The sequence below is a fragment of the Pseudorhodoferax aquiterrae genome (assembly GCF_014652235.1).
GTDB lineage: Bacteria > Pseudomonadota > Gammaproteobacteria > Burkholderiales > Burkholderiaceae_C > Pseudorhodoferax > Pseudorhodoferax aquiterrae.
On record NZ_BMYK01000002.1, the window covers coordinates 224,540 to 249,518 of the forward strand.

Here is a 24,979-nt window from a genome sequence, read left to right on the forward strand (position 1 = left end):
CCCATGCCTGAAGCTTTGACCCTGGAGCGCATGCGCGCCGACGTGGCCCGCATGCTGCGCGAAGACCCCGCCGACATCGGCCTGGACGACAACCTCATGGACTGGGGCCTGGACTCCATGCGCCTGCTCAACCTCGTGCTGGCCTGGAACGAGGCCGGCCTGCAGCTGGACCTCTCGGAGATCGGCGCGGAAACCACCTTGAACGGCTGGTGGAAGCTGGTCCGGCAACGCCAGGCATGAGTGCCGACAACGCGCGCGACACCGCGCCGTGGCCGCTGACCGAGGCCCAGAGCGGGCTGTGGTACGCCCAGCAGCTCGCCCCCGCCAACCCGGCCTTCAACTGCGGCCACGCGCTGTGGATCGATGGCCCGCTCGATGCGGCAGCGTTCGCCGCCGCCGCCGCGCAGGCCGCAGCCGAGTGCGAGTCGCTCGCGCTCGCGCTGCGCGACACGCCCGACGGGCCGCGGCAGTGGATCGACCCCGCGCGCCGCCCGGCTCTGCAGCACATCGACCTCTCGGGCCACGGCGACGCCGCCGCGCGCGCGCGGGCCGCCATGGACGCCGACATGCAGACGCCGCTGGACACCGCGCGCGACGCGCTGGCCGTGCAGCGCCTGTACCGCCTCGCGCCCGACCGCCACTGCTGGTACCAGCGCGCGCACCACCTGGCCAGCGACGGCTACGGCATGGCGTTGTGGAGCCAGCGCCTCGCCGAGCTCTACACCGAACAGCTGGGGCAGAGCCCGGCCCGCACGCCGCTGGCGCCATTCGCGCAGCTGATCGCCGAGGACGCGGCCTACCGCGTAGCAGCGAAGCGCGACCAGGATGCCGCCTACTGGCGCGATGCCTTCACGCCCATGCCCGAGGTCGCCGGCCTCGCCACCGGCCGCGCCCATGCGGCCCACCACTGCCACCGCGAGGCCGTGCCACTGGACGCCGACCTGCGCGCCGCGCTGCTCGCCAAGGCCCAGGCCCTGGACACCAGTTGGCCCGACCTGCTGACGGCATGGACCGCGCTGTACTGCCTGCGCATGGCCACGGCCGAGGCCACGGTGCTGGGCATCCCGTTCATGGGCCGGCTCGGCAGCGCCGGCGCGCGCGCCAGCGCCACCACCATGAACGTGCTGCCGCTCGCGGTGCGCGCCACGCCGGGCCAGCCGCTCACGGACTTCACGGAGCGGATGGTGCGCGCGCAGACGCGTGCGCGCCGCCACGGCCGCTACCGCAGCGAGCAGCTGCGCCGCGACCTGAACCTGTTGGGCGGCCAGCGCCGGCTGCATGCCGCACTCATCAACGTGCAGCCCTTCTACAGGCCGCTGGTGCTGCCGGGCCTGGCCACGCGGCTCGAGATCCTGGGCACCGGCCCCATCGACGACCTGACCATCGGTTTCCGTGGCGACGGCGTGCAACAGCTCGACCTGGAGATCGAGGCCAACCCCCATCTGTACAGCGCCGAGGCCGTGGCCGGGCACCTGGCGCGGCTGCCCGCCTTCCTGCGCGCGGCCCTGGCCGCCGAGCGCGTGGACGACATGCCGCTGGCCAGCCCCGAGGAGGCACGGCGCCACCTGTTCGCGCTCAACGCCACCGACCATGCCGTGCCCGCCACCACGCTGGCCGCGCTGATCGAGGCGCAGATGGCGGCGCGGCCCCAGGCCGTGGCGCTGGGATTCCAGGGCGCCAGCCTGAGCTACGCCGAGCTGGAGCAGCGCTCGCGCGCCCTCGCGCTGACGCTGCGCGCGCGTGGGGTGGGCCGCGACAGCCTGGTGGCCGTGGCGCTGCCGCGCTCGCTGGAATTGCTGGTCGCGCTCGTGGCCGTGCTGCGCGCGGGCGGCGCCTACCTGCCGCTGGACCTCGCGCACCCGCCCGAGCGGCTGGCACGCGTGGTCGCGCTGTCGCAGCCGGTCTGCGCGCTCGTGCGTGCCGAAGATGCGGCCCGCCTGCCGCCCGGGTTGCCACGCCTGCGCACGGCCGACTGGCCGCAGCAAGCCGACGCTGCAATCGACGTCCCACCCGCCCCCGGCGACGCCGCCTACGTGATCTACACCTCCGGTTCCACGGGCGAACCCAAGGGCGTGCTCGTCGAGCACCGGGCCATCGTCAACCGGCTCGAATGGATGCGCCAGCACTACGGCTTCACGCCCGACGAGCGCATCCTGCAGAAGACGCCGGCCACCTTCGACGTCTCGGTCTGGGAGTTCTTCCTGCCGCTCACCACAGGCTGCACCCTCGTCATCGCGCCGCCCGAGGCGCACCGCGACCCGGCCGCGCTCGCGCGGATCATCCGCGACGAACGCATCGGCACCTGCCACTTCGTGCCCTCCATGCTGGCCGCCTTCCTGGCGCACCCAGCGGCGCGCGGCCTCGTGATGCAGCGCATCTTCTGCAGCGGCGAGGAACTGCCCGCGCCGCTGCGCGACCGGCTGCACGCCACGCTCACGAGCGAACTGCACAACCTCTACGGCCCGACCGAGGCCGCGGTGGACGTGAGCCACTGGCCGGCCAGCGCGGACGACCACAGCCGCCCCGTGCCGATCGGCCGGCCGGTGTGGAACACGCGGCTGTACGTGCTGGACGCGCGCATGCGCCCGCAGCCGCCCGGTGTGGCCGGCGACCTCTACCTGGGCGGCGTGCAGCTCGCGCGCGGCTACCTGGGCCGGGACGATCTCACGCAAGAGCGCTTCCTGCCCGACCCGCACCGCCCGGGCGAACGCCTCTACAAGACCGGCGACCTCGCACGCTGGCGCGCCGAGGACGGCGCCGTGGTCTTCCTGGGCCGCAGCGACCACCAGGTCAAGCTGCGCGGCCTGCGCATCGAGCTCGGCGAGATCGAGGCCGCGCTGCATGCCACCGGCCTGGTCGCGCGCGCCGAGGTGCTGCTGCGCGAGGACCACGCGGGCGACAAGCGCCTCGTGGCCTATGTGCAGCTCAACGCCGACGGTGCCGCGGCCTCGGCCGAAGAGCTGCGCCGGCGCCTGGCCGCGCGCCTGCCCGACTACATGCTGCCCGCGGCCACCGTGGCGCTGTCGGACTGGCCCGTCACCGCCAACGGCAAGCTCGACCGGCATGCGCTGCCGGCGCCACGCTTCGCCGACGGCGCTGGCGCGGGCCGTGCGCCGCAGACCGCCACCGAAGAGGCCATCGCCGCACTGTTCGCCGAACTGCTGCGCCTGTCCGCGGGCACGCCGGTGGGTGCCGAGGCGGACTTCTTCGCGCTCGGCGGCGACTCGCTGTCGGCCGTGCAGCTGCTGCTGCGGATCGAGGAGCGCTGGCACCGCAACCCGGGCCTGGGCACGCTGTTCGAAGCACCCACGGTGGCGGCGCTGGCCGCGGCCATCGACGGCGAGGCCGTGCGTTTCGACAGCGGCCTCAAGCCCGTCATCCGGCTGGCCGCCGGCGATGCGGCGCAGGCCCCGCTGTTCGTCGTCCACCCGGCCGGCGGCATCGCCTGGGGTTACCGGCTGCTGGCGCGCAGCCTGGCGCCCACGCGCAGCGTCTGGGGCCTGCAGTCGCCCGCGCTCGCGCCCGAGCATCCTCTGCCCGAGAGCATCGCCGCGCTGGCGCAGGACTACGCACAGCGCGTCGCCGCGCTGCAGCCCACGGGCGCCATCCACCTGGCCGGCTGGTCGGTCGGCGGCATCATCGCCCAGGCCATGGCGGTGGCGCTGCAACAGCTGGGCCGCAGCGTCGGCCTGGTCGCGCTGCTGGACGCCTACCCCGCGGACTGCTGGCGCGACGAGCCCGCGCCCACGCCGCTGCAGGCGCTGCGCGCGCTGCTGGCCATCGCGGGCTACGACCCCGAGGGCCACCCTGAACTGGACACGCGCGACAAGGTCGTGGACTTCCTGCGCGCGGGCGACAACACGCTCGGCAAGCTGCCCGCCGCCGCGCTGGACGGCGTGGTGCGCGTGGTGACCGACACCAACCGGCTGATCCGCCAGCACCGCCACGCCCGCATGGCGGGCACGCTGACCCATGTGCGCGCCGCGCGCGACCATGCCGGCAAGCCGCAATTGCAAGCCGCGCGCTGGCGGGACTACGCCGACCACGTCGAGACCCTGGAGGTGCCCTTCATGCATGCGCAGATGACGGGTGCCGAGGCCACGGCGCTGATCGCGCCGCTGCTGGCGGCAAGGATGGCGCCATGGGCATGATGCGCGAAGACCTGTCGCGCCCGGCCGCGCAGCCCGGCGACGCCGGCACGCGCATGCTGCTGCTCTCGCACCAGGGCGGCCTGCTCAGCGAAGGCGTGCAGGCGCAGCTGGCCGTGCCGGCCGCGCAGCTGGGCGCCGCGGTCGCGCGGCACTTCGCGGGCGCCGCATCGGACGCCAAGCTGGTCGGCGCCCTGCCCTTCGACCGCCACGCGTCCGCCCACCTGCTCGCGCCGCGCCGCGTGCGCGATGCCGACACCGCGAATGCCTGGCTGCACTGCATGGCCCGGCAGGCCGAGGCAACGCGGGGCTGGTCGCTGCAGGCCGAACCCGCACGCGCCGGCTACGAAGCCGCCGTGGCGCAGGCCGTGCAGCGCCTGCAGCAAGGCCACGGCCTGCACAAGCTCGTACTGGCCCGCACCCTGCATGCACGCAGCGCCACGCCCATCAGCCCCTGGTGGCTGGCCCGGCGCCTGGCCGGCGACCCCGGCGTGCTGCGTTACGTGCTGCCGCTGCCGGTGCAGGCCGACGCCGCGCCGGCCTGGCTGGTCGGCGCCACGCCCGAGTTGCTGCTCTCGCGCCGCGGCGCCAGCGTCGTCAGCGAGCCGCTGGCCGGCTCCGCCGCGCGCGGACCCGATCGCGCCGCCAGCGAAGCCCGTGCCGCGGCCCTGCGCGACTCGGCCAAGGACCTGGGCGAGCACCGCTACGTGGTGCAGGCCATCGCCGACCTGCTCGCGCCGCTGTGCCGCCAGCTGCGCGTGCCGGCCACGCCGGCGCTGCACGCCACGGCCAGCATGTGGCACCTGGGCACGCGCATCGAGGGCGAGCTCAAGGACGCTTCGCCCGACAACCTGCCGCAGACCAGCAGCGCCGCGCTGGCCGCGCTGCTGCATCCCACGCCCGCCGTGTGCGGCACGCCGCGCGCTGCGGCGGCCGAGGCCATCGCCGCGCTGGAATCCGTGCCGCGCGGCTTCTACGCCGGCGCGGTGGGCTGGTGCGATGCGGCCGGCGACGGCGCCTGGCACGTGGCGCTGCGCTGCGCCCACGTGCAGGGCCACGAAGCCCGGCTGTTCGCCGGCGCCGGCATCGTCGCCGATTCCACGCCGCAGGCAGAGGCCGCCGAGACGCGCGCAAAATTCAACGCCATGCTCCACGCGCTGGACATCCCGTCCGCGCTGTTCCCGCCAGACCGATGACCGACACCCCACGCCGCCTGCCCAGCATCCCCGCCTACGCGCTGCCGCGCGCCGACGAACTGCCGCCCGCGCGCGCGCCCTGGCGCCTGGACGCGTCCCGCGCCGCGCTGCTCGTGCACGACATGCAGGACTACTTCCTCGCAGCCTTCCCGCCCGCAGCCGAACCGCTGCGCAGCGCAACGGCCCACCTCGCGCAGCTGCTCGCCTGGGCCCGCGCGGCCGACGTGCCGGTGTTCTACACGGCCCAGCACGGCAACCAGGACCGGCGCGACCGCGGCCTGCAGGCCGAGCTCTGGGGCCCGGGCATGCGCGCCATCCCCGAGCACGAGCGCATCGTGGCCGATCTGGCGCCGCAGCCCGGCGACCAGGTGCTGACCAAGCACCGCTACAGCGCCTTCCAGCGCAGCAACCTGGAGACGCTGATGCGCGTGCGCGACCGCGACCAGCTCGTCATCACAGGCGTGTATGCCCACATCGGCTGCCTCTGCACGGCGGCCGAAGCCTTCCAGCGCGACATCGAGCCCTTCTTCGTGGCCGACGCGCTGGCCGACTTCTCGCGCGACAAGCACGACATGGCCTTGCAGTGGGTGGCGGCCACCTGCGGCCAGGTGCTGACCACCGCGCAACTGCTGGCGGCGGCCTGAGCATGGCCCCGCTCTGCCGCACCGTCCTGCTGACCTGCGCCGCGGCCTTCGCGCTGCAAGCCCAGGCCCAAAGCCCGCATCCGCTGCTGACGCCGCCCGCGGCGCAGCGCTATCCCGAGGAACTGGCCCGCGAGATGCAGCGCATCGCCGCGGGCACCACCACGCCCGAACGCGCCAAACAACTGGTGGCCGCGCTGGCGAAGAACCTGGCGCAGCAGCGCGAGGGCATCCGCACCCTGGTGGTGCCCGAGCGACCCATCGCCGGCCAGTTGTCGGCCGTGGCCATCCTGCCGCCCAGCAGCAAGCCCGGCGTGCCCATCGGCGTGTGCCTGCAGCAGGGCGTGGTGGGCGACGAGGGTCAGATGACCCACACCAACCTCGGCATGCTGCAGATTGCCAGCGACGGCTCGGTCGCGCCGCACCTGTGGACCGGCGAGCGCGTCGGCGCCGAGGTGGACGGCAAGCTGCAGGCGGCCTGCGCGCCCTACCGCGCCGGCTACATCGAGTACATCCGCAGCGCCGCGCCCGGTTGAACGGCTACTGCCGGGGCCCGTACTTCATCTCGCGCAGTTCCCCTTCGCGGAACTGCAGGATGGTGATGAACTGCCCGATGCCGGGCTTGTAGGTCCATTCCTCGACCATGTCGCAGGCCACGTGCGGCGGCCGGCCCACCGTGCTGGGCGCGATCCCGATGGGCTTGCAGAAGCTGTCCTTGGCGGCCGGCGCGCCGCACTTGGACTCGATCACGAACTTGGTCTCGCCGATCTGCGCGAAGTCGCGGCCACAGCGCAGGGATTGGGCACTGGCGTGCATGCCCCAGCACAGCAGCACACAGGCCAAGATCAATGGCTTCGGCATGACAACACTCCTTCTTTCTCACGCGGCCGATGGTAAGCGGCCCTCCCGCTTGCCCTGCGTTGGACCGGGCACATGCCATCTGTGGCAAGCTTGGCCCATTCGCCAATGCGCCGCACCACGCCATGTCCATTTCGCTCGAAGCACTGGAGACTGAACTCCTGCGTCTGCCGACCGCCGAACGCGCACGCCTGCTGGACCGGGTGGTGGCCAGCCTGGACGCGGATGCCGAACGCGACCGCGCCTGGGATGCCATCGCCGCCAGCCGTGACGCCGAGATCTCCGACAGCACTGCCGCCGAAGTCGACGGACGTGCGTTCACAGCGCAGCTGCGCGAAGAATTGAAGTGAGCTTCACGCTGCATCCCGCAGCGGGGCAGGACTTGGCCGAGGCCGCCCGCTTCTACCGGCGTGAGGCCGGACGCGGCGTTGCATTGCGCTTCCTGGCCGAATTCGACAGGGTGGCCATGCTCCTGGCTCGTGAGCCGGGCCTGGGAACGCCGACCAGCGAAGAACGACGCTGGTTCCCCTCCAAGGGTTTCCTTATTCCCTGATCTACCGCGCGACCGGGGCCGGCGTGCGGATTCTCGTCGTCAGGCACCAGCATCGCGATCCAGCCTACGGCGGCACACGCCGCTGAGCGCCGGTTCAAGCCCGCAGCACCTGCGCCAAGGCCGCATCGAAAGCCGCGGCCCGCTCGTACTGCACCCAGTGCCCTGCGTCGTCGATCAGCGTCAGCCCCTGGAAGCGCGGTCCGCGCGCGAAGGCCTCGGCCAGCAGGTCCATGCGGCCCGTGTACAGCACGTCCTCGCGCCCGTAGATCGCCCAGACCGGGCAGCGCACCTGCTGCAGCGCGTCCTTGAGCGCCTCGGTGCGCGCCAGCCGGCGCCGCTGCATGCGGTCGCGCACCACGTTGGCGCTGTGCAGGGCCAGCGCGAGCGCGTCGATGGACTCGGCACGGTGCAGCATCAGCACCGCGAGGTTGTGGCGGTGCACGGCGGTGCGGGCGGCTTCGTCTTCCAGATGGCGCCAGCCGCGCAGCACGATGCGGCCCGCGTCGGACACGCCCATGGCCGGCGCACCGACCACGACCAGCCGCGCCGCGCGCTCCGGGTGCGCAGCCGCCAGCAGGCCAGCCGTGAGGCCGCCGAACGAGAAGCCGACGAGGTCGCAGCGCCGGGCGCCCAGCAGTTCGGCCAGGCCCTGCTCCAGCGCCGGCGCCACGTCGTCGGCATCGCCGCCGCCCGGCGGGCGGGCCGAGTCGCCGAAGCCCGGCAGGTCGGGCACCAGCACCTGGCGGCCGGCCGCGACCAGGGCATCGATGTTGCGCACCCAGTGGGTCCAGCTGCCGCTGCCGCCATGCAGCAGCACCACGGGGGCGGACGGGCCGGCATCGGTCGGGCCCCAGCGGTGCCACTGGATGTGGCCGTCGCCGCAGGGCGTCTGCAAGGCCTGGGCCGCGGCCTCCAGCCGCGGGATCGGATCGGGAAGAACGGACATCGCCGGTTTATACCGCCGCACCTTTCATGTCCATGTCACCAAGGCTGACGAGCATGGCGTCCATCCTTTCACTGACCCCTTTGGAGTTTCGATGACGATGTGGCGCAAGGGCCTGGTGGCCGTGGCAGTGGCGACGCTGGTGGTGGCCTGTGGCGGTTCCGACGACAACGGCGAGCCGCTGGACCTGACCATCCTGCACATCAACGACCACCATTCCACGCTGGACAGCAAGGCCAAGACGCTCAAGCTCTCGGCCGGTGGTGCTGCGGCACAGGACGTGACCGTGGATGCCGGCGGCTTCGCGCGCGTGGCCGCGGCCATCGCCGAACTGGCCGCCGTTTCGCCCAACGTGCTCAAGCTGCACGCCGGCGATGCGCAGACCGGCACGCTGTACTTCAACCGCGCCGGCGCCGACGGCGAGGCCGATGCGGCCATGATGAACACCGTCTGCTTCGACGCGTTCACGCTGGGCAACCACGAGTTCGACAAGGGCGACAGCGGCCTGAAGGCCTTCATCGACCGCCTGCACGCCGGCAGTTGCCAGACGCCGGTGCTGAGCGCCAACGTGCAGTTCGGCGCCAACTCGGCGCTGAGCCCGAGCCGCGCCCCGGGCCTGGTGCGCCCGTCCACCGTGGTCGAGCGCGGCGGCCAGAAGATCGGCATCGTGGGCCTCACGATCGCCGGCAAGACCAAGGCCTCGTCCAGTCCCGATGCCGACACCACCTTCGAGGACGAGGCCGTGGCCGCCCAGCGCGAGATCGACAGGCTGCGCTCCCAGGGCATCAACAAGATCATCGTCATGAGCCACATCGGCTACCAGTACGACCAGGAAGTCATCGCCAGGCTGTCGGGCGTGGACGTGGTCGTGGGCGGCGACTCGCACACGCTGCTGGGCCCGGATGCGCTGCGCACGACCGGCGTCGGCACACCGGGCGGTGCCTATCCCACGCGCCTGGCCGACAAGGACGGCAAGAACGTCTGCCTGGTCCAGGCCTGGGAGTACGCCCAGGTCGTCGGTGAGCTCAAGGTCCGCTTCGACGCCAAGGGCGAGGTCACGGCGTGCAACGGCACGCCGCATGTGCTGATCGGCAACGACTACCGCATCGGCACCAGCCTTGCCGCTCCTGCCGCCACCGATGCCCAGCGCAGCGCCATCGCGGCCAGCGTGGCGGCCACGGGCTTCCTGCGCGTGACCACGCCGCAGGCCGCGGCCGTGGCCGTGTTGCAGCCCTTCAAGGACAAGGTGGCCGTGTTCAACCAGACCCAGGTGGCCGTGGCGCCCCAGGAACTGTGCTCGCGCCGCGTGCCCGGTGGTCCCGGCTCGGCCGACTACGGCCGTTCCAGTGCGGCCTGTACCGCCGAAGGCAGCGTGAGCGTGCGCGGCGGCGACATCCAGCAGCTCGTGGCCCAGGCCTACCTCGAGGTGGCCAACGCCAGGTACGGCGGCGCCGACATCACGCTGCAAAGCGGCGGCGGCGTGCGCGTTCCGCTGCAGGGCACGGTCACGGCAGCCCAGGCGATCGCCGTGCTGCCCTTCGGCAACATGCTGTTCCGCCTGGACGTGACGGGCCAGGAGGTCAAGAGCATGCTGGAGGACGGCCTCGAAGCGGTCTACGGCGCGGGCGGCTCGACCGGCCCCTACCCCTACACGGGCGGCATGCGCTTCGACGTGGATGCCCGCGCCGCCTTCGGCGCGCGCGTGTCCGGCATCGAGGTGCGCGACAACGCCACGGGCAACTGGGTGGCGCTGGACCTGGCCCGGACCTACAAGCTGTTCGTGCTGAGCTTCAACGCGACCGGGGGCGACGGCTACAAGACCTTGGCCGCCGTGCCCGCCGCCCGCCGCCTGGACATCGGCGTGCTCGACGCCGACGTGTTCTTCAGCTACATCGAGGGCCTGCCCAAGGACGGCGCAACCGGCCTGCCCACGCTGGGCCGCCTGCCGCACACGCTGTACAGCACCAAGAGCTTCGTCGGCCTGAACTGACTGTTCTTTGCCATGGAGGTCTGAGGCAGTTGCTCAGGCCATGCATGTCCCCGAGGCGGCGTTCAATGGGGCGAAGGTTGAGACAGAGCATCTGCAGATGCGCCCCCCGCTGGCAGCGTCCGCCATCGAGGTCCGGGACAAGCCGCGGGGACTTCCTGTGTCGGCCGCTCTGGCAGTTGCGATGCATGCCAGTTGGCTTTGCGCCCATTGCAGTCGGCCGCTTGGCTCGCGGCCAACGACAGCTCCGCAACAACGCGGGTTGGTCCTGCCTTTTGCCGGCTTTGCATTCGCAGGCCTCCCGTGCTCACGCGCTGCTACTTCGGCGCCCCGATCCGGTCAACCCTGGCTTTGTGCCCACGCGCTTCGGTGCCTCGGACTGCATCAAGCCCAAGTCCTTGATCGTCGTGGCCGCGAAGTCAATGAAGGCCGCCACCGCACGGGGTAGCTGCCGGCGGCTGTGGTACACGAAGTGCACACCGGTCGCCCCCGATGCGTACTCGGGTAGCACCTCTTGAAGCTGCCCAGCAGCCACATGCGGAGCCGTGAACGCGGACGGAAGCAAGGCAATGCCCAGACCGGCAAGCGCCCCTGCGAGCTGTGCCGACGCGGTGTTGACTTGAAACGGCCCATCCACTTCCACTGGGGCCGAAGCCCGCTTCGCGCCCCCCAGTCGCCAGATGGCGCGTGGGCCGCCACGCTGCGGGGACGTGATGCAGTCGTGCGCTTCGAGGTCGCGGGGGTGTGCGGGCACCCCGCGCGCGGCCAGGTACTTGGGGCTGGCCACCAGCGTTGCGTGGCTTGTGCCGAGCTTGCGGGCGATGAGGGAAGGATCACGGTCGCCGCTACGCATGGCGATGTCGATCCCCTCGCCCAGCAGATCTACGCGCGCATCGTTCAGCTCGAACTCCAGCCGTACCCGTGGATGTGCTTGCGTGAACCGGGCCACCGCATCAGCCGGGAACCAGTTGAAGAAGTCCACGGGTACCGCCACGCGGACACGGCCAGCGATTTCGCCCGCATCGTCCGTCACCTGGCCGGCGACGCGCAACAGCGCGTCGATCTGGTCGGAGGACTCGGCGAAGAAGTTGCGGCCGGCATCCGTCAGCACCAGGCGCCGGGTCGTGCGCTGCATGAGCCGTGTGCCCAATGCCTCTTCCAGTGCCAGCACGTGCCGGCTGGCCGTGCTCGGCGGCATCCCGAGGCGCCGGCCAGCCTCGGCGAAGCTTCCCGCGCGAACCACATTGACGAAAAGTGCGATGTCGTTCAAATCCATGTCATTACCACCAAGGATGCACGAGTGCATCTCATTCTGTCATCTTTACAGCAAATAGGGCGGTTCGTACATTGCCCTTCGACGGTGCGAACCGCCATCGGATCGAAGGCGATCCACCCCTTAACTTTCTTCTCAGGAGCTGAACCATGAACATGTCTTCCACCGACTTTCAGGGCGCCGTGGCGCTCGCCGGCCGCGTCCTTCTTGCTGCCATCTTTTTCATCAGTGGCCTGAGCAAGATCGCCGATCCTGCTGCGACCATCAACTACCTGCAGGCCGTGGGCATGCCGATGCCGGTCCTGGCGTATGGGCTCACCGTGCTGCTCGAAGTCGTGGGCGGCCTCTTCCTGTTCCTGGGCTACCGGGTGCGTCCCGCAGCCGTGGCGTTGGCGGTGTTCAGCGTGGTGGCCGCAGCCCTCTTTCACAACCAGCTCGGCGACCAGAACCAGTTCGCCCACTTCCTCAAGAACGTCTCGATGTCCGGCGGCTTGCTGTTGATGGCGGCCTTGGGCGCCGGCTCGCTGAGCTTCGACAGCCGGCGCGAGACGGCCAGTGCGCCGGCGCATCGGATCGCCTGAACACCCTCCATCCCCCGCACAAGGGCCGGCGCGTGAGCGCCGGCCCTTTTCGCTTTTGCGCTTGCTGGAGCTGGGGAAGGCTTCAACAACACCCGTTCATTACACACACAGATGCACGAGTGCATCCCACCCTGCCATCTTTATCAATTCTCTTTGGATTTCTAAAGTTGATTCCAACGGTGCACATCCGCACCGTCATCCACCCCCAAGGAGCCACCATGACCACCGTTTCCATCATCGTCGGCAGCACCCGCGATGGCCGCTTTTCCGACGCACCCGCACGCTGGATCAAGAACCACCTGGACCAGCGCCCTGGCCTGACCGCACGCGTCCTGGACCTGCGCGACTACGAGCTTCCGTTCTTCGACAGCGCCGTGCTGCCCGGCATCCCTGGCCGGCCTGCCTACGAGAACGAAGCCGTGCGCCGCTGGACCGAGCAGATCGCCACGTCCGATGCCTTCGTGGTAGCGACGGCCGAATACAACTACGGCCCCCCTGCGGTCCTCAAGAACGCCCTGGATTGGGTCTACCCCGAGTGGCACCGCAAGCCCATCAGCTTCGTGAGCTGGGGCAGCGTCGGCGGCGCACGTGCTGTGCAGCAGCTCCGCGAGATTTCCATCGAGCTGCAGATGGCCCCGATCCGCAACGCCGTGCACATCCCGGTCGGCGCGATCTACGCCCACTTCCAAGGCAAGACCGACGATATCGAGGCCGCGCTGAAAGCGCAGGACGACCAGGCCGGCCGCATGGTCGATGACCTCCTTTGGTGGTCCAACGCCCTCAAGACCGCACGCACCGCCGCTTGACCCAAGGAGACCGACATGTCTGTTGTTGCTGAAAACGTCGCTGTCCAACAGCGCCAGATCGCCCGCCGCACCCATGGTCGCCGCAATGGTCCGGCGGTCCGCCTGATGAGCCCGTCCGACCTGGGGCAGCTCCTCAAGCCGTTCGTGTTCCTGGACTTCTTTGACATGCAGGGGCCGCCCTTCGTGGGCGCGCTGCACCCCCATTCGGGCATCGCCACGCTGTCCTACCTGATCGACGGCCGCATGGACCTGATCGACCCGGAGGGCAACACGGTGGTCATGCCTGGCGGTGGCGTGGAGTGGATGCAGGCCGGGCGCGGCATGTGGCACGGCGGCAGCGTCGGCGACGAGAAGCAAGGGCGCGTGCGCGGCTTTCAGCTCTGGGTCGCCCTGCCGCCCGAGCTGGAACTTGGCCCGACCGCCTCGGCCTTCCAGTCGACCGAGGACATCGTCAGCACGGGTCCGGCGCGCGTTCTGCTGGGCAGCTACGAGGGCGTCACGAGCGCCATCCAGGCCCCCTCGCCGATGAACTTCCTCGCGGTCAAGCTCCAGGCCGGTGAGCGCTGGACGTACACGCCACCGCGCACGCACACGGTGCTATGGGCGTCCCCGGTGGAGGGCGGCTTGCTGGCCGATGGCCACCGCCTGCAGCCGGAGGAACTGGTTGCCTTCGAGCAGTCGAACGCGCCCGTCGAATTCGAGGCGCTGACGGACACGCAATTCATCCTGGGCTCGGGCGTCCCGCACCCGCACGACCTGGCACTGGGCTACTACTCCGTCCACACGTCGCCGGCGGCGCTGGAAGTGGGCGAGGCCCACATCCAGACGATCGGCAAGCGCCTGGTCGTCGAGGGGCGGCTCAACCCCCGCTATCTCTGAGCGCGACAGCAACATGGCCATTCGTCAACCTCTCCCCCAAGCCGCCCTGGCCCAACTGTTCACCGATGCGCGGTCGCACCACCATTGGAGCGACAAGCCGGTATCGGATGACGACCTGCGCGCCCTCTACGAGCTGGTCAAGTGGGGGCCTACCAGCGGCAACCTGCAGCCGGCGCGCATCGTGTTCGTGCGGTCGGAAGAAGGCCGGCGCAAGCTCTTTCCCGCGTTGGAGGGGATGGGCAGCAACCCCGAGCAGGTCAGGGCGGCGCCAGTGACCGCCATCGTTGCCCAGAATGCCAAGTTCTACGACGAAGCGCCCCGGCTGTTTCCACGCACGAACTTCAAACCGGTGTTCGAGGCCGACCCTTCGTTCGCCGAGTCCATCGCCTTTCGCAGCAGCTCGCTCACCGGGGCCTACCTCGTGCTGGCAGCGCGGGGCCTGGGCCTGGATGTCTGCCCCATGTCGGGCTTCCACAACGCGATCCTGGACGCGGCCTTCTTCAAAGGCACGTCGTGGAAAGCGAACTTCATTTGCACCATCGGCTACGGCGACGACGCAAGGCTCTATCCGCGCGACCCGCGGCTGAGCTTCGACGAAGCCTGCCGGCTTACGTGATCGACCCCATCGGAAAGAACAGGACCATGACCAGCATCGGCATCATCGGCGCAGGGCAGATCGGCGGCGCCATCGCCCAGCAACTCGCACGCCTGAACATCGAGGCGACCATTTCCAACAGCCAGGGGCCGCACAGCCTGCGTGAGCTTGTGGCGCAGCTCGGCCCATCGATCACGGCGGGCACGCGCGAAGAGGCGGCCGCCAAAGACATCGTGTTCGTGGCGGTGCCCTGGCTCAAGCTGCCCCAGGCGCTGGCCGGCCTGCCGGACTTCGGTGGCCGCATCGTGGTGGACACGAACAACCCTCTGCAGAAGCAGCCGCTGCCGCCCATCGACATCTGCGACAGCGCCTCGACGGCGCTGGTGGCCGAGATGGTGCCGGGTGCGCGCGTGGTGAAGGCGTTCAACCATCACGCGTTCTGGAACCTGGCAGCAGACCCGACGAAGGAAGGCGGCCAGCGCATCCTGTTCTACGCGGGCGACGATGCGTGGGCCAAGGCCGAGATCGCGGCGTTGATCGAACGCCTGGGATTCTTCGGCGTGGACATGGGCGACATCGAGAAGGGCAGTCGCCTGTTCCAGCCACCGGGTGGCCCGCTCGCCGGGCCGAACCTCGTGAAGATGGAACTGCGCGCATGAAGGCGCTGCTCACCCCTTTGACGCTGGGCCGGGTTCAGCTTCAAAACCGGATCGTGATGGCACCGATGACCCGTGCACGTGCCAACACAGACGGCACGCCGGGCAAGCTGGCGGCCGAATACTACGGACAGCGCGCAAGCGTCGGCCTGGTCATCACCGAAGGCACGCAGCCATCGGATGATGGGCAGGGCTATCCGGCCACGCCCGGCATCTACATCGATGCGCATGTCGCCGGCTGGCAGGAGGTCACTGCGGCCATCCATGCCGGGGGCGCCCGCGTGTTCTTCCAGCTCATGCATGCGGGCCGGATGTCCCACCCGGACAACACGCCCCACCACCGCCAGGGCGTAGCGCCGTCAGCGGTCGCGCCCGGCGAGCAGATCTTCACGCTGGCAGGCATGCAGGACATTCCGATGCCGCGCGCTCTTCTGACCGAGGAGATTCCCGCGACCATCAACGAGTACCGCCACGCGGCTCGGCGGGCCGTCGATGCCGGCGGTGACGGTGTGGAAATCCATGGCGTGGCCTACCTGATCCACCAGTTTCTGGCTTTGAGCGCGAACAGGCGGACCGACCGGTACGGCGGCGCACTGCAGCACCGTGCGCGCTTCGCCATCGAGGTCGCGCAAGCTATCGTCGCCGAGATCGGCGCCGACCGCACGGGCATCCGGCTTTCCCCTGGCTTCACCGGCATGGGCCTGCACCATGGCGACGAAGGCCCGGACCTCTACAGGTATTTCGTGGGCGAACTCGACAAGCTCGGCCTGGCCTACCTGCACATCGTGCACTACGGCGACGAAGCGCTGCTGTCGGATTTGCGCAAGCTCTGGCACCAGGCACTGATCCTGAACCGGCCAGAGCGAGCACGCGAAGACTTCGGCAAGGACGTGGCCTCGGGCCTGGCTGATCTGGAGTCCTATGGTCAGATGACCTTGGCCAACCCCGACTTCATCGCACGCTTGAAGGCAGGCGCACCGCTGAACACCGCAGACCGAGCCACCTACTTCGGCAGCAGCCCCGAGGGCTACGCCGTGGGGTACACGGACTATCCGGCACTGCACCGTTCCTGAGAGCGCCTTGGCGGCCATGGCAGCCGCTGTAGGCCCTGGCCCTGCCCCCACTGGCCATCTGCTGGCCAGTGGGGGCTGGGCCTGCACTGCGTCATTGCACGGCCGGGAAATCGATCACCGTGTCATTGACCCGGTTCACCAGGTTGGTGAAGGTGATGGCAGCGATGGCCAATGCGATTTCGATCAACTGGCGTTCCGAATAGCCGGCGGCCTGCACAGCCTGCACATCGGCAGCGGGGACCGTGCCCTGCGTGGACACCAGCGTCCGCACGTAGTGCAGCAGCGCATCCAGCTTGTCCTGGCCGGTGTCGCCGCCGGTGCGGATCTGGCGCAGCGCATCGGGCGCGAGACCGGCCATCTTGCCCATGAGAGAGTGAGCCGCGACGCAGTAGTCGCACCCTGCGTGGGCGCTCACGGCCAGCTTGATGGTCTCGACTTCGCTGCGCGACAGCGAGGTCTTGCCCAGTGCCTGGTCCAGCGCGAGGATCGCTGCAAGGCTTTCCGGGCTGTGGGTGCCAACGGTGGCGTAGGCGTTCGGCACCTTGCCGACAGCCTTGGTGATGCCGGCGAACAGCGTGGCGGCGAGACCTTCGGCCTGGGCGGGATGGATGGCAGAGAGACGAGACATGGTCATTTCCTTGGTTGTTCAGACCGGTGTTGGTCTGGAAGCAAGTTTGAACCTGTTGCTTGATATCATGAATGCCATCTAGTGCCACATTCATGCTCAGTCGTATCAAATGGATGCCTTGAGCCGCGTACTTGCCTTGGTGCCCGTCACGGGGCGCGTGGACGTTCGATGCCACTTCGGCGGGCCATGGCGCATCGAGCAGGGGGCCGCTGATGCGCGCGAAATCCAGTACCACGTGCTGCTGCGCGGGACGGCTTGGCTGGACGATCCGGCGGGCGAGCCGCTGACGTTGAGGCCCGGCGACATCGTGATGTTCCCCGGGGGCGAGGCCCATCGCTTGCATGACGGCAGTGGGCGACCGCCTGCCGCATCGACCATCACCAAGCGCGACCACCTGGTGGTCATGAGCACTGCTGCCGACGCCGCCTCCACCGATGTTCTGTGCGGGCGGTTCTATGTCCCAGGCTCGTCCACGCAACTGCTGCTGCGTCATCTGCCAAAACGCCTGGTGGTCCACAGCGTGCAGGCCGACATGCTCGCAGCGCCTGATCAGGACGCACAGGCATCCGTTGCCGGTTCACGGCTGGCCAGGTTGATCGAGCTGATGCGTGAGGAAGCCTTGGAACAGGGGCCTGGCAGCGAGGCGATGCTGAACCACCTGTCGGCCGCACTATTCGGCTTGGCGCTGCGGTTGGGCAGCCTGGTTGACACGGCGCCACAGGGCCTGTTGGCCCTCGCGTGCAACCGCCAGTTGCAGCCGGCGCTGACAGCACTTTTTGAGCAGCCGGAGGCCGCGTGGTCGCTGCCCCGTCTCGCCGAGCTTTGCAGCATGTCGCGCGCGACGTTCATCCGGCATTTCGACGGGGCGTTTGGCCGCTCGGCGAGCGATCTGCTGACCGAGATCCGCATGACCATTGCGGGCCGCAAGCTCGAAGCCACACGGTTGTCGGTTGCCGAGATTGGCGAGGCCGTTGGATACCAGTCGGATGCAGCGTTCCAGCGTGCTTTCAAGAAGCACAGCGGGGTAACGCCTGCGCGGTGGCGCGTGCAGGCGCGTGAGGGGTCGGCTTCACGTTGAGCGGCACCTGTAGGCGGGATGGGCGCAGGACCTATGCGGCCCAGCGGACGCGGCCATTCGCGAACAACAGGCTTCGAAGGTACGGCGTCCAACCCGTAGTGAGTTGCAGTGGGCTCGGCCACAAGTCTTGCACCACCTCCCATAGCTCTGCCGATCAAAAGCAGTCTCTCGGAGCGGCTCGCCGAGCGGCTGCTCCTGGCCGTGAGCAGCTTCCCAACCGCCGCTTGCGCCAGCAACTCAGCTTGCTGCCCCCCTCGCCTCAGACATCAATGCGTTGACTCAGACGTGGATGCGCTGTCCCCAACATCCTTGGCAAACAACACCGACGCCCTGGCGCCGGTCTACGCCGGCAGCCTCAGCGTGAACACCACGTAAGGCTCGGCGTAGGCGTATTCGAGTTCGCCGCCATGCGCGCGCGCGATCTGGCGCGCAATGTACAGCCCCAGTCCCAGGCCGTCGCCGCTGGCCTGCAGGCCGGCCGCACCGGGCTGGAAGGGGTCGAACAAGGCCGCCAGCACCGGCGCCACGATCTCGGGCGCCACGTTGCTGACCTCCAGTACCGCGGCCTCGCCCTCGCGGCGCAGCTGCACCACCACGGCTTCGTCCGCCGCACCGTGGCGGGCGGCGTTGCCGACCAGGCAGACCAGCAGTTGGCGCAGCCGCGCCGCATGGCCGTCGAGCGCCAGGCTGCGCGGCCACTCGCGCACGAAACGCTGCGCCGGCTGGGCCGACTGCAGCTCGTCGACCACGGCCTGCAACAGCTGGGCGAGATCCACCGGCGCCAGTGCCAGATCCAGGCCGGTGCCGCCGCGCACGCGGGCCGCGTCCAGCACCTGGGCCACCAGGCGCTGCATGCGGCTGCCAGCGGGCTGCGGGTCGACGGGTTCGGGTGCGGCACCATCCACACCCGCGCTCAGCAAGGCCAGCAAGTGGCTGCGCGCGCGGTCCAGGTCGGCGCTGCGTGCGGCGCTGGCGCGCGCCAGTTCGCTCAGCAAGGGCCGGGCGATCTCCAGGTCGGTCTCGCTCCAGGGCACGCAGCGGCCGCGCACGGTTTCCTTCCAGACCTCGAAACTGCCGCGCGGCGTGAGCCGCGGCCCGAGCGGCCCGTGGCGGTACACCTTGTCGGGCCGGCCGCCCCAGGCGATGGTCTCGACCTCTTCCTTGCGCAGCAGCACGAGCCAGCCGTCGGTCGCATCGGAAAAGCGCAGCGCGAGCAGGCCGCACCAGGGCCCCAGGGCCTCGCGCAGCGCCGGCGGCATGCCGTCCAGGTTGTCGCAGTGCCACAGGCCGCTGTGCAGCGGCGTCTGCGCGGCCAGGAAGGGCAGCAGCTCGCGCGCAACCTCGGGCGCCACGCCCGTGGCCGCCAGCACGCGCCCGCGCTCGGCGAGCACCAGGCCATGGGCCTGCAGCATGCCGGTCAACGCCTCGGCCTGGCCCGCCAGTGCCTGTGCCCCTTCTTCGGCATGCAGCAAGGTCTCGATGGCGTGCGCCCGCGCGTCCGCGGCCGCCGCGACACGCGCGGCACTGGCCCGCGCCAGCGCGGTCTGCACGTCGGCGGCCAGCACATGGGCCAGCACGTCGCAGGCGCTGCGCACGCGGTAGGGCACGTGGTGCGGGCGCATGTGGTGGCAGGCCAGCATGCCCCACAGCCGGCCCTGCACGACGATGGAGATGCTCATGGACGCGGCCACACCCATGTTCGTGAGGTACTCGATGTGCACGGGCGAGACGGCGCGCAGCACGCTGTGCGAGAGGTCCAGCGGCGCACCGCCTTCCTCCAGCGCCTCGATGGGCACGGCCTGGCTGCCCACCTCGACGATGGTGCGCAGCGTGTTGAGCAGGTACAGCCGGCGCGCCTGGGCCGGGATGTCGCTGGCCGGATAGCGCCGGCCCGCGAAGGGCTCCAGCGCTGGGTCGCGCGCCTCGGTCACCACGTCGCCGCTGTCGTCGTGGCGGAAGCGGTAGGCCATCACACGGTCGAAGCCGGTCAGCGCGCGCACCTCCTGCACGGCCACGGCCAGCAGATCGTCCACCGTGCGCTGGCGCTTGAGCCGCACCAGTGCCTTGTGGCCCTTGAAGGCGTCGTCGGCCAGCAGCGCCGCCTCGTCGCCCAGCCGTTCGAGTTCCAGCAGCAGCAACACCCCCTGGCGGTGGCCGATCAGCTCGAACGCCGCGCCGGCCAGCGCGACCTCGATGGCCACGGGCTGCGATCCGTCGGCCTCGCCCGCCAGGCATTCCTGCACCAGGCCCTGCATGGCAGGGTCGGCGGCGAAACAGGTCTGACCGAGCGGCTGTCCCAGCGCCGGCGCCGCGGCCCCCAGCATGTCGGCGGCGTTGGTGCTGCGGTGCGACAGCCGGCCGTCGGCACCGAAGGCCAGCAGCACCCCGTGCGACTGGATCCGGCCCGGGATGTGGATGGGCTCCTGGTCGCAGTTGGACAGGCCCAGCGGTTCGGCCGGCGTGTTCATCGGATCGCGCCCGCCTGCCGGAAGCGTGCCAGCAGATCTTCGAAGGCCCAGCAGGCAGCCAGGCTGGCAGCAGCGACGTCGGCCGGCTCCACGAGCGCCGCGCGCAGCGCTTGCAGGAAGCCGTTCCAGTGCGTGCCGGTACCTGCGCCGCGGCCCTCCAGGTAGCGCAGCGGCGCATCGACGCCGGCGCGGCGCAGGCGTTGGTGCAGCACGCGGCCGCCCAGCTGCGAACCTTCCACCACATAGGCCACGCCCCAGGCGCAGGCCTGGCTGTCCGAGGGCGGCCGGGCTTGGCCGGCGGACGCACCGGCCAGGCCGGCGTCGGCCAGGTCGGCGCGCAGCGGCTCGAGCAGGCCCTGGCCCCAACCGACGCGTTGCAGCAGCGCAGCAAGGTCCGACAGCCAGCCGTGCAGCACGCACAGGTGCTGGTGGTAGCGCTCCAGGGATTGGGTGGCATCGACTGGCTGGGCCAGCGGCAGCTGGCTGTCCAGTTGAGCGTGCAGCGCCTGCGTGGCACTGCGCAGCGCCTGCACGGGATCAACCGCTGCAGCCGCCTGCATGGCGTCGTTTGACAAGGAAGGAATCGCCCCCGGGCGAGATGGAAAAGTAACGGGGGCCAATGGTAATGCCGCGCCCCGCGGCGCCCTACGTCATTTGATGGACCGGCGCCGGCGCGCGAGTGCCCATCCTGCCGCGGCCAGGCCCAGCAGCGCCAGCAAGGGAGGCTCGGGCACCTCGTTGCCGGGCGCGAAGCCCAGCTGCAGGCTGGCCACGCGCTGCAGCAGCTCCGCCTCGCGCCCGCTGATGCCCAGGTCGCGCGCGGCGATCTCGCCGGCACCGAAGGCGGCCGGGTCCAGGCCGGTCAGCGTGCCGTACAGCGTCAGCGCGCTGAGGTAGGAGCCGTACAGGCTGGCGTGGGTGCCGTCGTCCCACCACAGGTCGGGCAGGCCGTCCGTGCCGGCATCGGGCGCGTAGTGGTTGGCCGTGGCCACGCCCATGGCCAGCGCGAGCATGAAGGCCTCGCCCACGGGCGCCACGGCGGTGATGCCGCCGCTGCCGTCGGCACCGGCATCCTGCGCGGCCTGGGCATAGGCGTCGCGCAGGTCGGCCGTCATGTCCTGCAGCGAGGCGTAGAACGAGGGGGCCGGCTGGTCCGTGAAGCTGACGGCGCCGGTCACGGGATCGGTCACCGTGGTGAAGGGCGCGTTGACGAGGTTGGGCCGGGCCCAGGTCTGGTACAGGTAGACCTCGGTGTCGGCGCTGGCGTTCGGGTTGGCCGGGATCTCGCGCAGGTTGCCGCAGGTGCCGGTGGAGGCGCCCGTGATCGCAGCGCAGGCGGCATTGCTGCCGCCGATCAGTTCGCGCTCGCGGTAGGCCAGGGCCTGGCCCTGGTGGATGTAGTTCTCCAGCAGGTTCACGTAGGTGTTGAAGTAGGCCGGGTTGGAGGCGAGGCCGGCCTGCTTGGGCAGCGGCTCGTCGCTCTGCTCCTGCAGCACGACCTTGCTCCAGGCCTGGCTGGCGACGTTGCCGCGCAGGTCCCAGCCGGCCGGGTTGCTGTTGAGGAAGTGGCCGCGCAGCGAGGCCGCATTGCGCGTGGACAGCGCCACCTGGTAATCCAGCCCGGCCTGCACGGTGAGCTGCTTGAAGATGCCGGCCACGCCGCCCCAGGGGTGCGGCTCGAAGGCATTGCTGCCGGTGCTGTTGGCGGCCGCCATCGGCGCCGTGAGGTCGCGCACGTTGGCGGCGTTGTAGCCCATCACCGGGTCGACGCGGCCGAAGGTGTAGCTGTTGCCGACGAACAGCACGCTGATGGGTTCGGCCTGGGCGGCCGCGCAGGCCAGCAGGGCCGGCAGTGCCAGGGCGCGCAGCGTGGCGCGCGCGGTGGTGCGGTGCATGGATCTGTCTCCGTGTCGTTGGGGCGCCGATGCTAGGGCGGCCCCCGCCACGGATCAAATATCTGAAACCGCTGCGCCGCATACGTTCTGCATATGCGGTGCGGTGCGTTGTCGGCTACTGCCGCGCCGTGCGCACGTTGGCCGGCACCGCGCCCGGATGGCTGGTGCGCCAGGGGTTGATGTCCAGTCCGCCGCGCCGCGTGTAGCGCGCGTAGACCGTCAGCTTGACCGGCCGGCAGCGGCGCCAGATGTCCATGAAGATGCGCTCCACGCACTGCTCGTGGAACTCGTTGTGGTTGCGAAAGCTCACGATGTACTGCAGCAGGCCAGCCTGGTCGATCTGCGGGCCGGAGTAGCTGATCTGCACGCTGCCCCAGTCGGGCTGGCCCGTGACCAGGCAGTTGCTCTTGAGCAGGTCGGAGGTCAGCACCTCGGTGACGGGCGATTCGTCGAAGGCGGCGGTCAGCAGCGAGGGATCGGGCTGGTACTGCGTGCACTCCAGGTCCAGCCGGTCCAGGCTCAGCCCGTCGAGTTCGTGGATGGGCTGCTGGTCGAACTGCTCGGGCAGCAGCACGCGCACGCCCACCGTGGCCGGCGTCTCGCTGCCGCGCCAGACCGCTTCGGAGATGTCGGCGCGCAGGCGCGCACGGACATCGTCCACGCTGTCGAACTTCGTGTTCGTGAAGCTGCCCAGGTAGAGCTTGAAGGACTTGCTCTCGACGATGTTGGGCGTCTCGCAGGGGATGGTGAACTGCACCAGTGCCACCTGCGGCTTGCCGCGCGGGTTGAGCCAGCTCAGCTCGTAGGCCGTCCAGAGGTCGGCACCGAAGAAGGGCGTCCTGCCGTCGGCACCGATCTCGGCACGCTTGTCCGCACGGGCGATCGGGAACAGCAGCGAGGCGTCGTACTGGTCGGCATAGGGAGAGGCCTTGCCGAGCGGGGATTGTTCAGGCGAATTCACGTTCTCTGAGCCACTTCGTGGCGATCCATTTTTCACCGGCCAGCACCGGCGAGCCGCCATGCAGGGTGCGCGTGCTCGGGTGCGGCCGGTCGTAACTGAAGAAGACGGCGTTGCCGCGCTTGGGCGCGACCTCCAGGTGCAGGTCGGGAAACACCGTGCCGCCGCCGCGCTCGGGCTCGCCCAGGTACATCACGAGCGTGCCCACGCGCTGCCCGCCGCGCTTGAGGATGGTCGGCGTGCCGGGCTCGGCCGGGTCGAAGTAGTCGTAGTGCGGCTTGTACTCGGCGCCCGGGCCGTAGCGCAGGATCTGCAGGCCCTCGCCGTTCTCCACCGGCCAGCGCAGCAGGGCCGCGATGCGCGCCTCGATGCGCGTGATGAGTTCGGTCTCGCCGCGCTGGAAGAACATGCCGTCGCTGGTGCGGTCGACGTTGATCTCCTCGCCGCCCGTCTTGGTGGCCACCGTGCGCGAGCGCGCCAGGCGCGGGTTCGCCAGCGCGATGAGTTCCTCGCACTCGGCGTCCGACAGCAGGCTGCCGAAGACCACGATGCGCGGTTGCAGTTGGGCGCTCAGCACATGCACGCGGCGGTCCGCGGCCTGCAGGTACAGCGGCGAATCGTCCAGCGCGGGCTCGGGCACGGTCACCGCGGGCGGCAGGCCGGCCGCCACCGCGTTCTGCTCGAGGTGCTCGCGCAGCGTGTTCTCCAGGGCTTCGATGGCCACGTCTTCGTCCCAGCCGGCGTCGCGCATGGCCTTGAGCACCGCATCGGGCGCATGGCCGGCCTGGGCCTGTTCCACGATCCACTGGCGCAGCTGCGGCGTGACGGCCTGGGTCGGTGCGTTGGCGGACATGCGGCTCCTTTCTCTTCGGTTCAATCAGCGCGGCGCCGGAACACCAGCCGGTTCGGTTCGGACACGTCGGCGTCGTAGGCATAGCCTTCCAGGTCGAACTGGCGCAGCTTGGCCGGCGTGGCGATGCGGTGGGTGATGGCGTAGCGCGCCATGAGGCCGCGCGCGCGCTTGGCGAAGAAGCTGACGACCTTGTAGCCGCCGCCCTTGTACTCCTCGAACACGCACTCGACGACGCGGGCCTGCAGGACCTTGCGGTCCACGGCCTTGAAGTACTCCTGCGAGGCCAGGTTCACGACCACGGGGTGCTTGCTGCCCGCCAGTTCGGCGTCCAGGTACTCGGCCAGCCGGCCGCCCCAGAACTGGTAGAGGTTGCTGCCACGCTCGGTGGCCAGGGCCGTGCCCATCTCAAGGCGGTAGGGCTGCATGCGGTCCAGCGGGCGCAGCACGCCATACAGGCCCGAGAGGATGCGCAAATGCTTTTGCGCCCAGCGCAGGTCTTCGGCCGGCATGGCGCGTGCGTCCAGGCCGCCGTAGACGTCACCGTCAAAGGCCAGCACCGCCGGGCGCGAATTGCGCGCCGTGGCGCGCGGGCTGTGCGCCTGGTAGCGCGCGACATTGAGCGCGGCCAGCGCATCGCTGAGGTCCATGAGCTCGGCGATCTGCTGCGGCGACTTCTCGCGCAGCACGGCGATGAGCTCGGCCGTCTGCTCGGCGAACAGCGGCTGGGTGGGCGAGACCGGCGTGGCCGGGCTCTCGTAGTCGAGCGACTTGGCGGGTGACAGCAGGAACAGCATGCGTGGCGGAGAAGTGCAGCCCGAAATTATCCGGCACGCACAGAAGGCCCTTCCCAGGCGCCTGTTGCCGGGTCGCTTGCACAACTTCGGCCACGCCACATCCTCAGATTTGCGCA

At 70.2% G+C, this 24,979-nt stretch carries 25 protein-coding genes; 15 read left to right on the top strand and 10 right to left on the bottom strand.

Annotation, left to right across the window (positions count from 1 at the left end; genetic code table 11):
• The first annotated feature begins 3 nt into the window (after positions 1–3).
• The 5 genes from IE209_RS03640 to IE209_RS03660 are packed head-to-tail and all read left to right on the top strand — an operon-like array spanning position 4 to position 6,521.
• On the top strand, positions 4–240 hold the full coding sequence (locus tag IE209_RS03640; RefSeq protein WP_145550290.1) for a phosphopantetheine-binding protein: 237 nt from the start codon (positions 4–6) through the stop codon (positions 238–240).
• Positions 237–4,151, top strand: a complete 3,915-nt coding sequence (locus IE209_RS03645) for a non-ribosomal peptide synthetase (protein ID WP_189685668.1) — start codon at positions 237–239, stop codon at positions 4,149–4,151. Before IE209_RS03640 ends, IE209_RS03645 begins: the two co-directional genes overlap by 4 nt.
• Positions 4,142–5,344, top strand: a complete 1,203-nt coding sequence (locus tag IE209_RS03650) for an isochorismate synthase (protein WP_189685669.1) — start codon at positions 4,142–4,144, stop codon at positions 5,342–5,344. The genes IE209_RS03645 and IE209_RS03650 overlap by 10 nt, the downstream gene beginning before the upstream one ends.
• Positions 5,341–5,988, top strand: a complete 648-nt coding sequence (locus IE209_RS03655; protein WP_189685670.1) for an isochorismatase family protein — start codon at positions 5,341–5,343, stop codon at positions 5,986–5,988. Before IE209_RS03650 ends, IE209_RS03655 begins: the two co-directional genes overlap by 4 nt.
• A gap of 2 nt (positions 5,989–5,990) precedes the next feature.
• Entirely contained in the window at positions 5,991–6,521 is a 531-nt protein-coding gene (locus IE209_RS03660) for a hypothetical protein (RefSeq protein ID WP_189685671.1), read from the top strand.
• Between the two features lie 4 nt (positions 6,522–6,525).
• On the opposite strand, the gene IE209_RS03665 is transcribed toward IE209_RS03660, so the two are convergent.
• Positions 6,526–6,846, bottom strand: coding sequence for a DUF2845 domain-containing protein (locus IE209_RS03665; RefSeq protein WP_189685672.1), 321 nt, complete (start codon positions 6,844–6,846; stop codon positions 6,526–6,528).
• A 122-nt stretch (positions 6,847–6,968) separates the two neighbouring features.
• Here IE209_RS03665 and IE209_RS03670 point away from each other — a divergent pair, with 122 nt between their 5' ends.
• Together IE209_RS03670 and IE209_RS03675 are read left to right on the top strand one after the other, a co-directional pair.
• Entirely contained in the window at positions 6,969–7,193 is a 225-nt protein-coding gene (locus tag IE209_RS03670) for an addiction module protein (protein WP_189685673.1), read from the top strand.
• Positions 7,190–7,396, top strand: a complete 207-nt coding sequence (locus IE209_RS03675; RefSeq protein ID WP_229882678.1) for a type II toxin-antitoxin system RelE/ParE family toxin — start codon at positions 7,190–7,192, stop codon at positions 7,394–7,396. The genes IE209_RS03670 and IE209_RS03675 overlap by 4 nt, the downstream gene beginning before the upstream one ends.
• A 94-nt stretch (positions 7,397–7,490) precedes the next feature.
• Here IE209_RS03675 and IE209_RS03680 read toward each other — a convergent pair whose 3' ends face one another.
• The gene (locus tag IE209_RS03680) at positions 7,491–8,342 is read right to left on the bottom strand and encodes an alpha/beta fold hydrolase (RefSeq protein ID WP_189685674.1); all 852 of its coding nucleotides are present in this window, start codon (positions 8,340–8,342) and stop codon (positions 7,491–7,493) included.
• A 91-nt stretch (positions 8,343–8,433) separates the two neighbouring features.
• On the opposite strand from IE209_RS03680, the gene IE209_RS03685 reads away from it, so the two are divergent.
• Positions 8,434–10,329, top strand: a complete 1,896-nt coding sequence (locus IE209_RS03685) for a bifunctional metallophosphatase/5'-nucleotidase (protein WP_189685675.1) — start codon at positions 8,434–8,436, stop codon at positions 10,327–10,329.
• Positions 10,330–10,633: 304 nt separating this feature from the next.
• Here the strand turns inward: IE209_RS03685 and IE209_RS03690 are convergent, their stop codons facing one another.
• The gene (locus IE209_RS03690) at positions 10,634–11,602 is read right to left on the bottom strand and encodes a LysR family transcriptional regulator (protein WP_189685676.1); all 969 of its coding nucleotides are present in this window, start codon (positions 11,600–11,602) and stop codon (positions 10,634–10,636) included.
• A 146-nt stretch (positions 11,603–11,748) separates the two neighbouring features.
• On the opposite strand from IE209_RS03690, the gene IE209_RS03695 reads away from it, so the two are divergent.
• From IE209_RS03695 to IE209_RS03720, 6 genes are all read left to right on the top strand, one after another.
• Positions 11,749–12,180 (top strand): DoxX family protein, encoded by a 432-nt coding sequence (locus IE209_RS03695; RefSeq protein WP_189685677.1) that lies wholly within the window; start codon positions 11,749–11,751, stop codon positions 12,178–12,180.
• Between the two features lie 218 nt (positions 12,181–12,398).
• The gene (locus tag IE209_RS03700) at positions 12,399–12,986 is read left to right on the top strand and encodes an NADPH-dependent FMN reductase (protein WP_189685678.1); all 588 of its coding nucleotides are present in this window, start codon (positions 12,399–12,401) and stop codon (positions 12,984–12,986) included.
• 15 nt (positions 12,987–13,001) lie between these two features.
• Entirely contained in the window at positions 13,002–13,865 is an 864-nt protein-coding gene (locus IE209_RS03705) for a pirin family protein (protein WP_189685679.1), read from the top strand.
• Positions 13,866–13,878: 13 nt separating this feature from the next.
• Positions 13,879–14,481: a malonic semialdehyde reductase gene (locus IE209_RS03710; RefSeq protein ID WP_189685680.1), complete on the top strand. Its 603-nt coding sequence runs from the start codon at positions 13,879–13,881 to the stop codon at positions 14,479–14,481.
• A 26-nt stretch (positions 14,482–14,507) separates the two neighbouring features.
• Positions 14,508–15,119, top strand: coding sequence for an NADPH-dependent F420 reductase (locus tag IE209_RS03715; RefSeq protein ID WP_189685681.1), 612 nt, complete (start codon positions 14,508–14,510; stop codon positions 15,117–15,119).
• Positions 15,116–16,189, top strand: coding sequence for an alkene reductase (locus IE209_RS03720; RefSeq protein WP_189685682.1), 1,074 nt, complete (start codon positions 15,116–15,118; stop codon positions 16,187–16,189). Before IE209_RS03715 ends, IE209_RS03720 begins: the two co-directional genes overlap by 4 nt.
• A gap of 91 nt (positions 16,190–16,280) precedes the next feature.
• Here the strand turns inward: IE209_RS03720 and IE209_RS03725 are convergent, their stop codons facing one another.
• On the bottom strand, positions 16,281–16,817 hold the full coding sequence (locus IE209_RS03725; protein WP_189685683.1) for a carboxymuconolactone decarboxylase family protein: 537 nt from the start codon (positions 16,815–16,817) through the stop codon (positions 16,281–16,283).
• Positions 16,818–16,926: 109 nt separating this feature from the next.
• Here IE209_RS03725 and IE209_RS03730 point away from each other — a divergent pair, with 109 nt between their 5' ends.
• Positions 16,927–17,895 carry a cupin domain-containing protein gene (locus tag IE209_RS03730; RefSeq protein ID WP_189685684.1) on the top strand — a complete coding sequence of 323 codons (969 nt, stop codon included), beginning with the start codon at positions 16,927–16,929 and terminating at the stop codon, positions 17,893–17,895.
• 341 nt (positions 17,896–18,236) lie between these two features.
• Here IE209_RS03730 and IE209_RS03735 read toward each other — a convergent pair whose 3' ends face one another.
• From IE209_RS03735 to yaaA, 6 genes are all read right to left on the bottom strand, one after another.
• Complete coding sequence (locus tag IE209_RS03735) at positions 18,237–20,363, bottom strand: GAF domain-containing protein (RefSeq protein ID WP_189685685.1); 2,127 nt, start codon at positions 20,361–20,363, stop codon at positions 18,237–18,239.
• The gene (locus IE209_RS03740) at positions 20,360–20,923 is read right to left on the bottom strand and encodes a biliverdin-producing heme oxygenase (protein WP_189685686.1); all 564 of its coding nucleotides are present in this window, start codon (positions 20,921–20,923) and stop codon (positions 20,360–20,362) included. Before IE209_RS03740 ends, IE209_RS03735 begins: the two co-directional genes overlap by 4 nt.
• A gap of 90 nt (positions 20,924–21,013) precedes the next feature.
• The gene (locus IE209_RS03745) at positions 21,014–22,258 is read right to left on the bottom strand and encodes a PEP-CTERM sorting domain-containing protein (protein ID WP_189685687.1); all 1,245 of its coding nucleotides are present in this window, start codon (positions 22,256–22,258) and stop codon (positions 21,014–21,016) included.
• A 115-nt stretch (positions 22,259–22,373) separates the two neighbouring features.
• Positions 22,374–23,219, bottom strand: coding sequence for an NADPH-dependent 7-cyano-7-deazaguanine reductase QueF (gene queF, locus IE209_RS03750; RefSeq protein WP_189685688.1), 846 nt, complete (start codon positions 23,217–23,219; stop codon positions 22,374–22,376).
• On the bottom strand, positions 23,206–24,069 hold the full coding sequence (locus IE209_RS03755) for a 2OG-Fe(II) oxygenase (protein ID WP_189685689.1): 864 nt from the start codon (positions 24,067–24,069) through the stop codon (positions 23,206–23,208). Before IE209_RS03755 ends, queF begins: the two co-directional genes overlap by 14 nt.
• 20 nt (positions 24,070–24,089) lie before the next feature.
• Positions 24,090–24,863, bottom strand: coding sequence for a peroxide stress protein YaaA (gene yaaA / locus IE209_RS03760; protein WP_189685690.1), 774 nt, complete (start codon positions 24,861–24,863; stop codon positions 24,090–24,092).
• Positions 24,864–24,979: the final 116 nt, after the last annotated feature.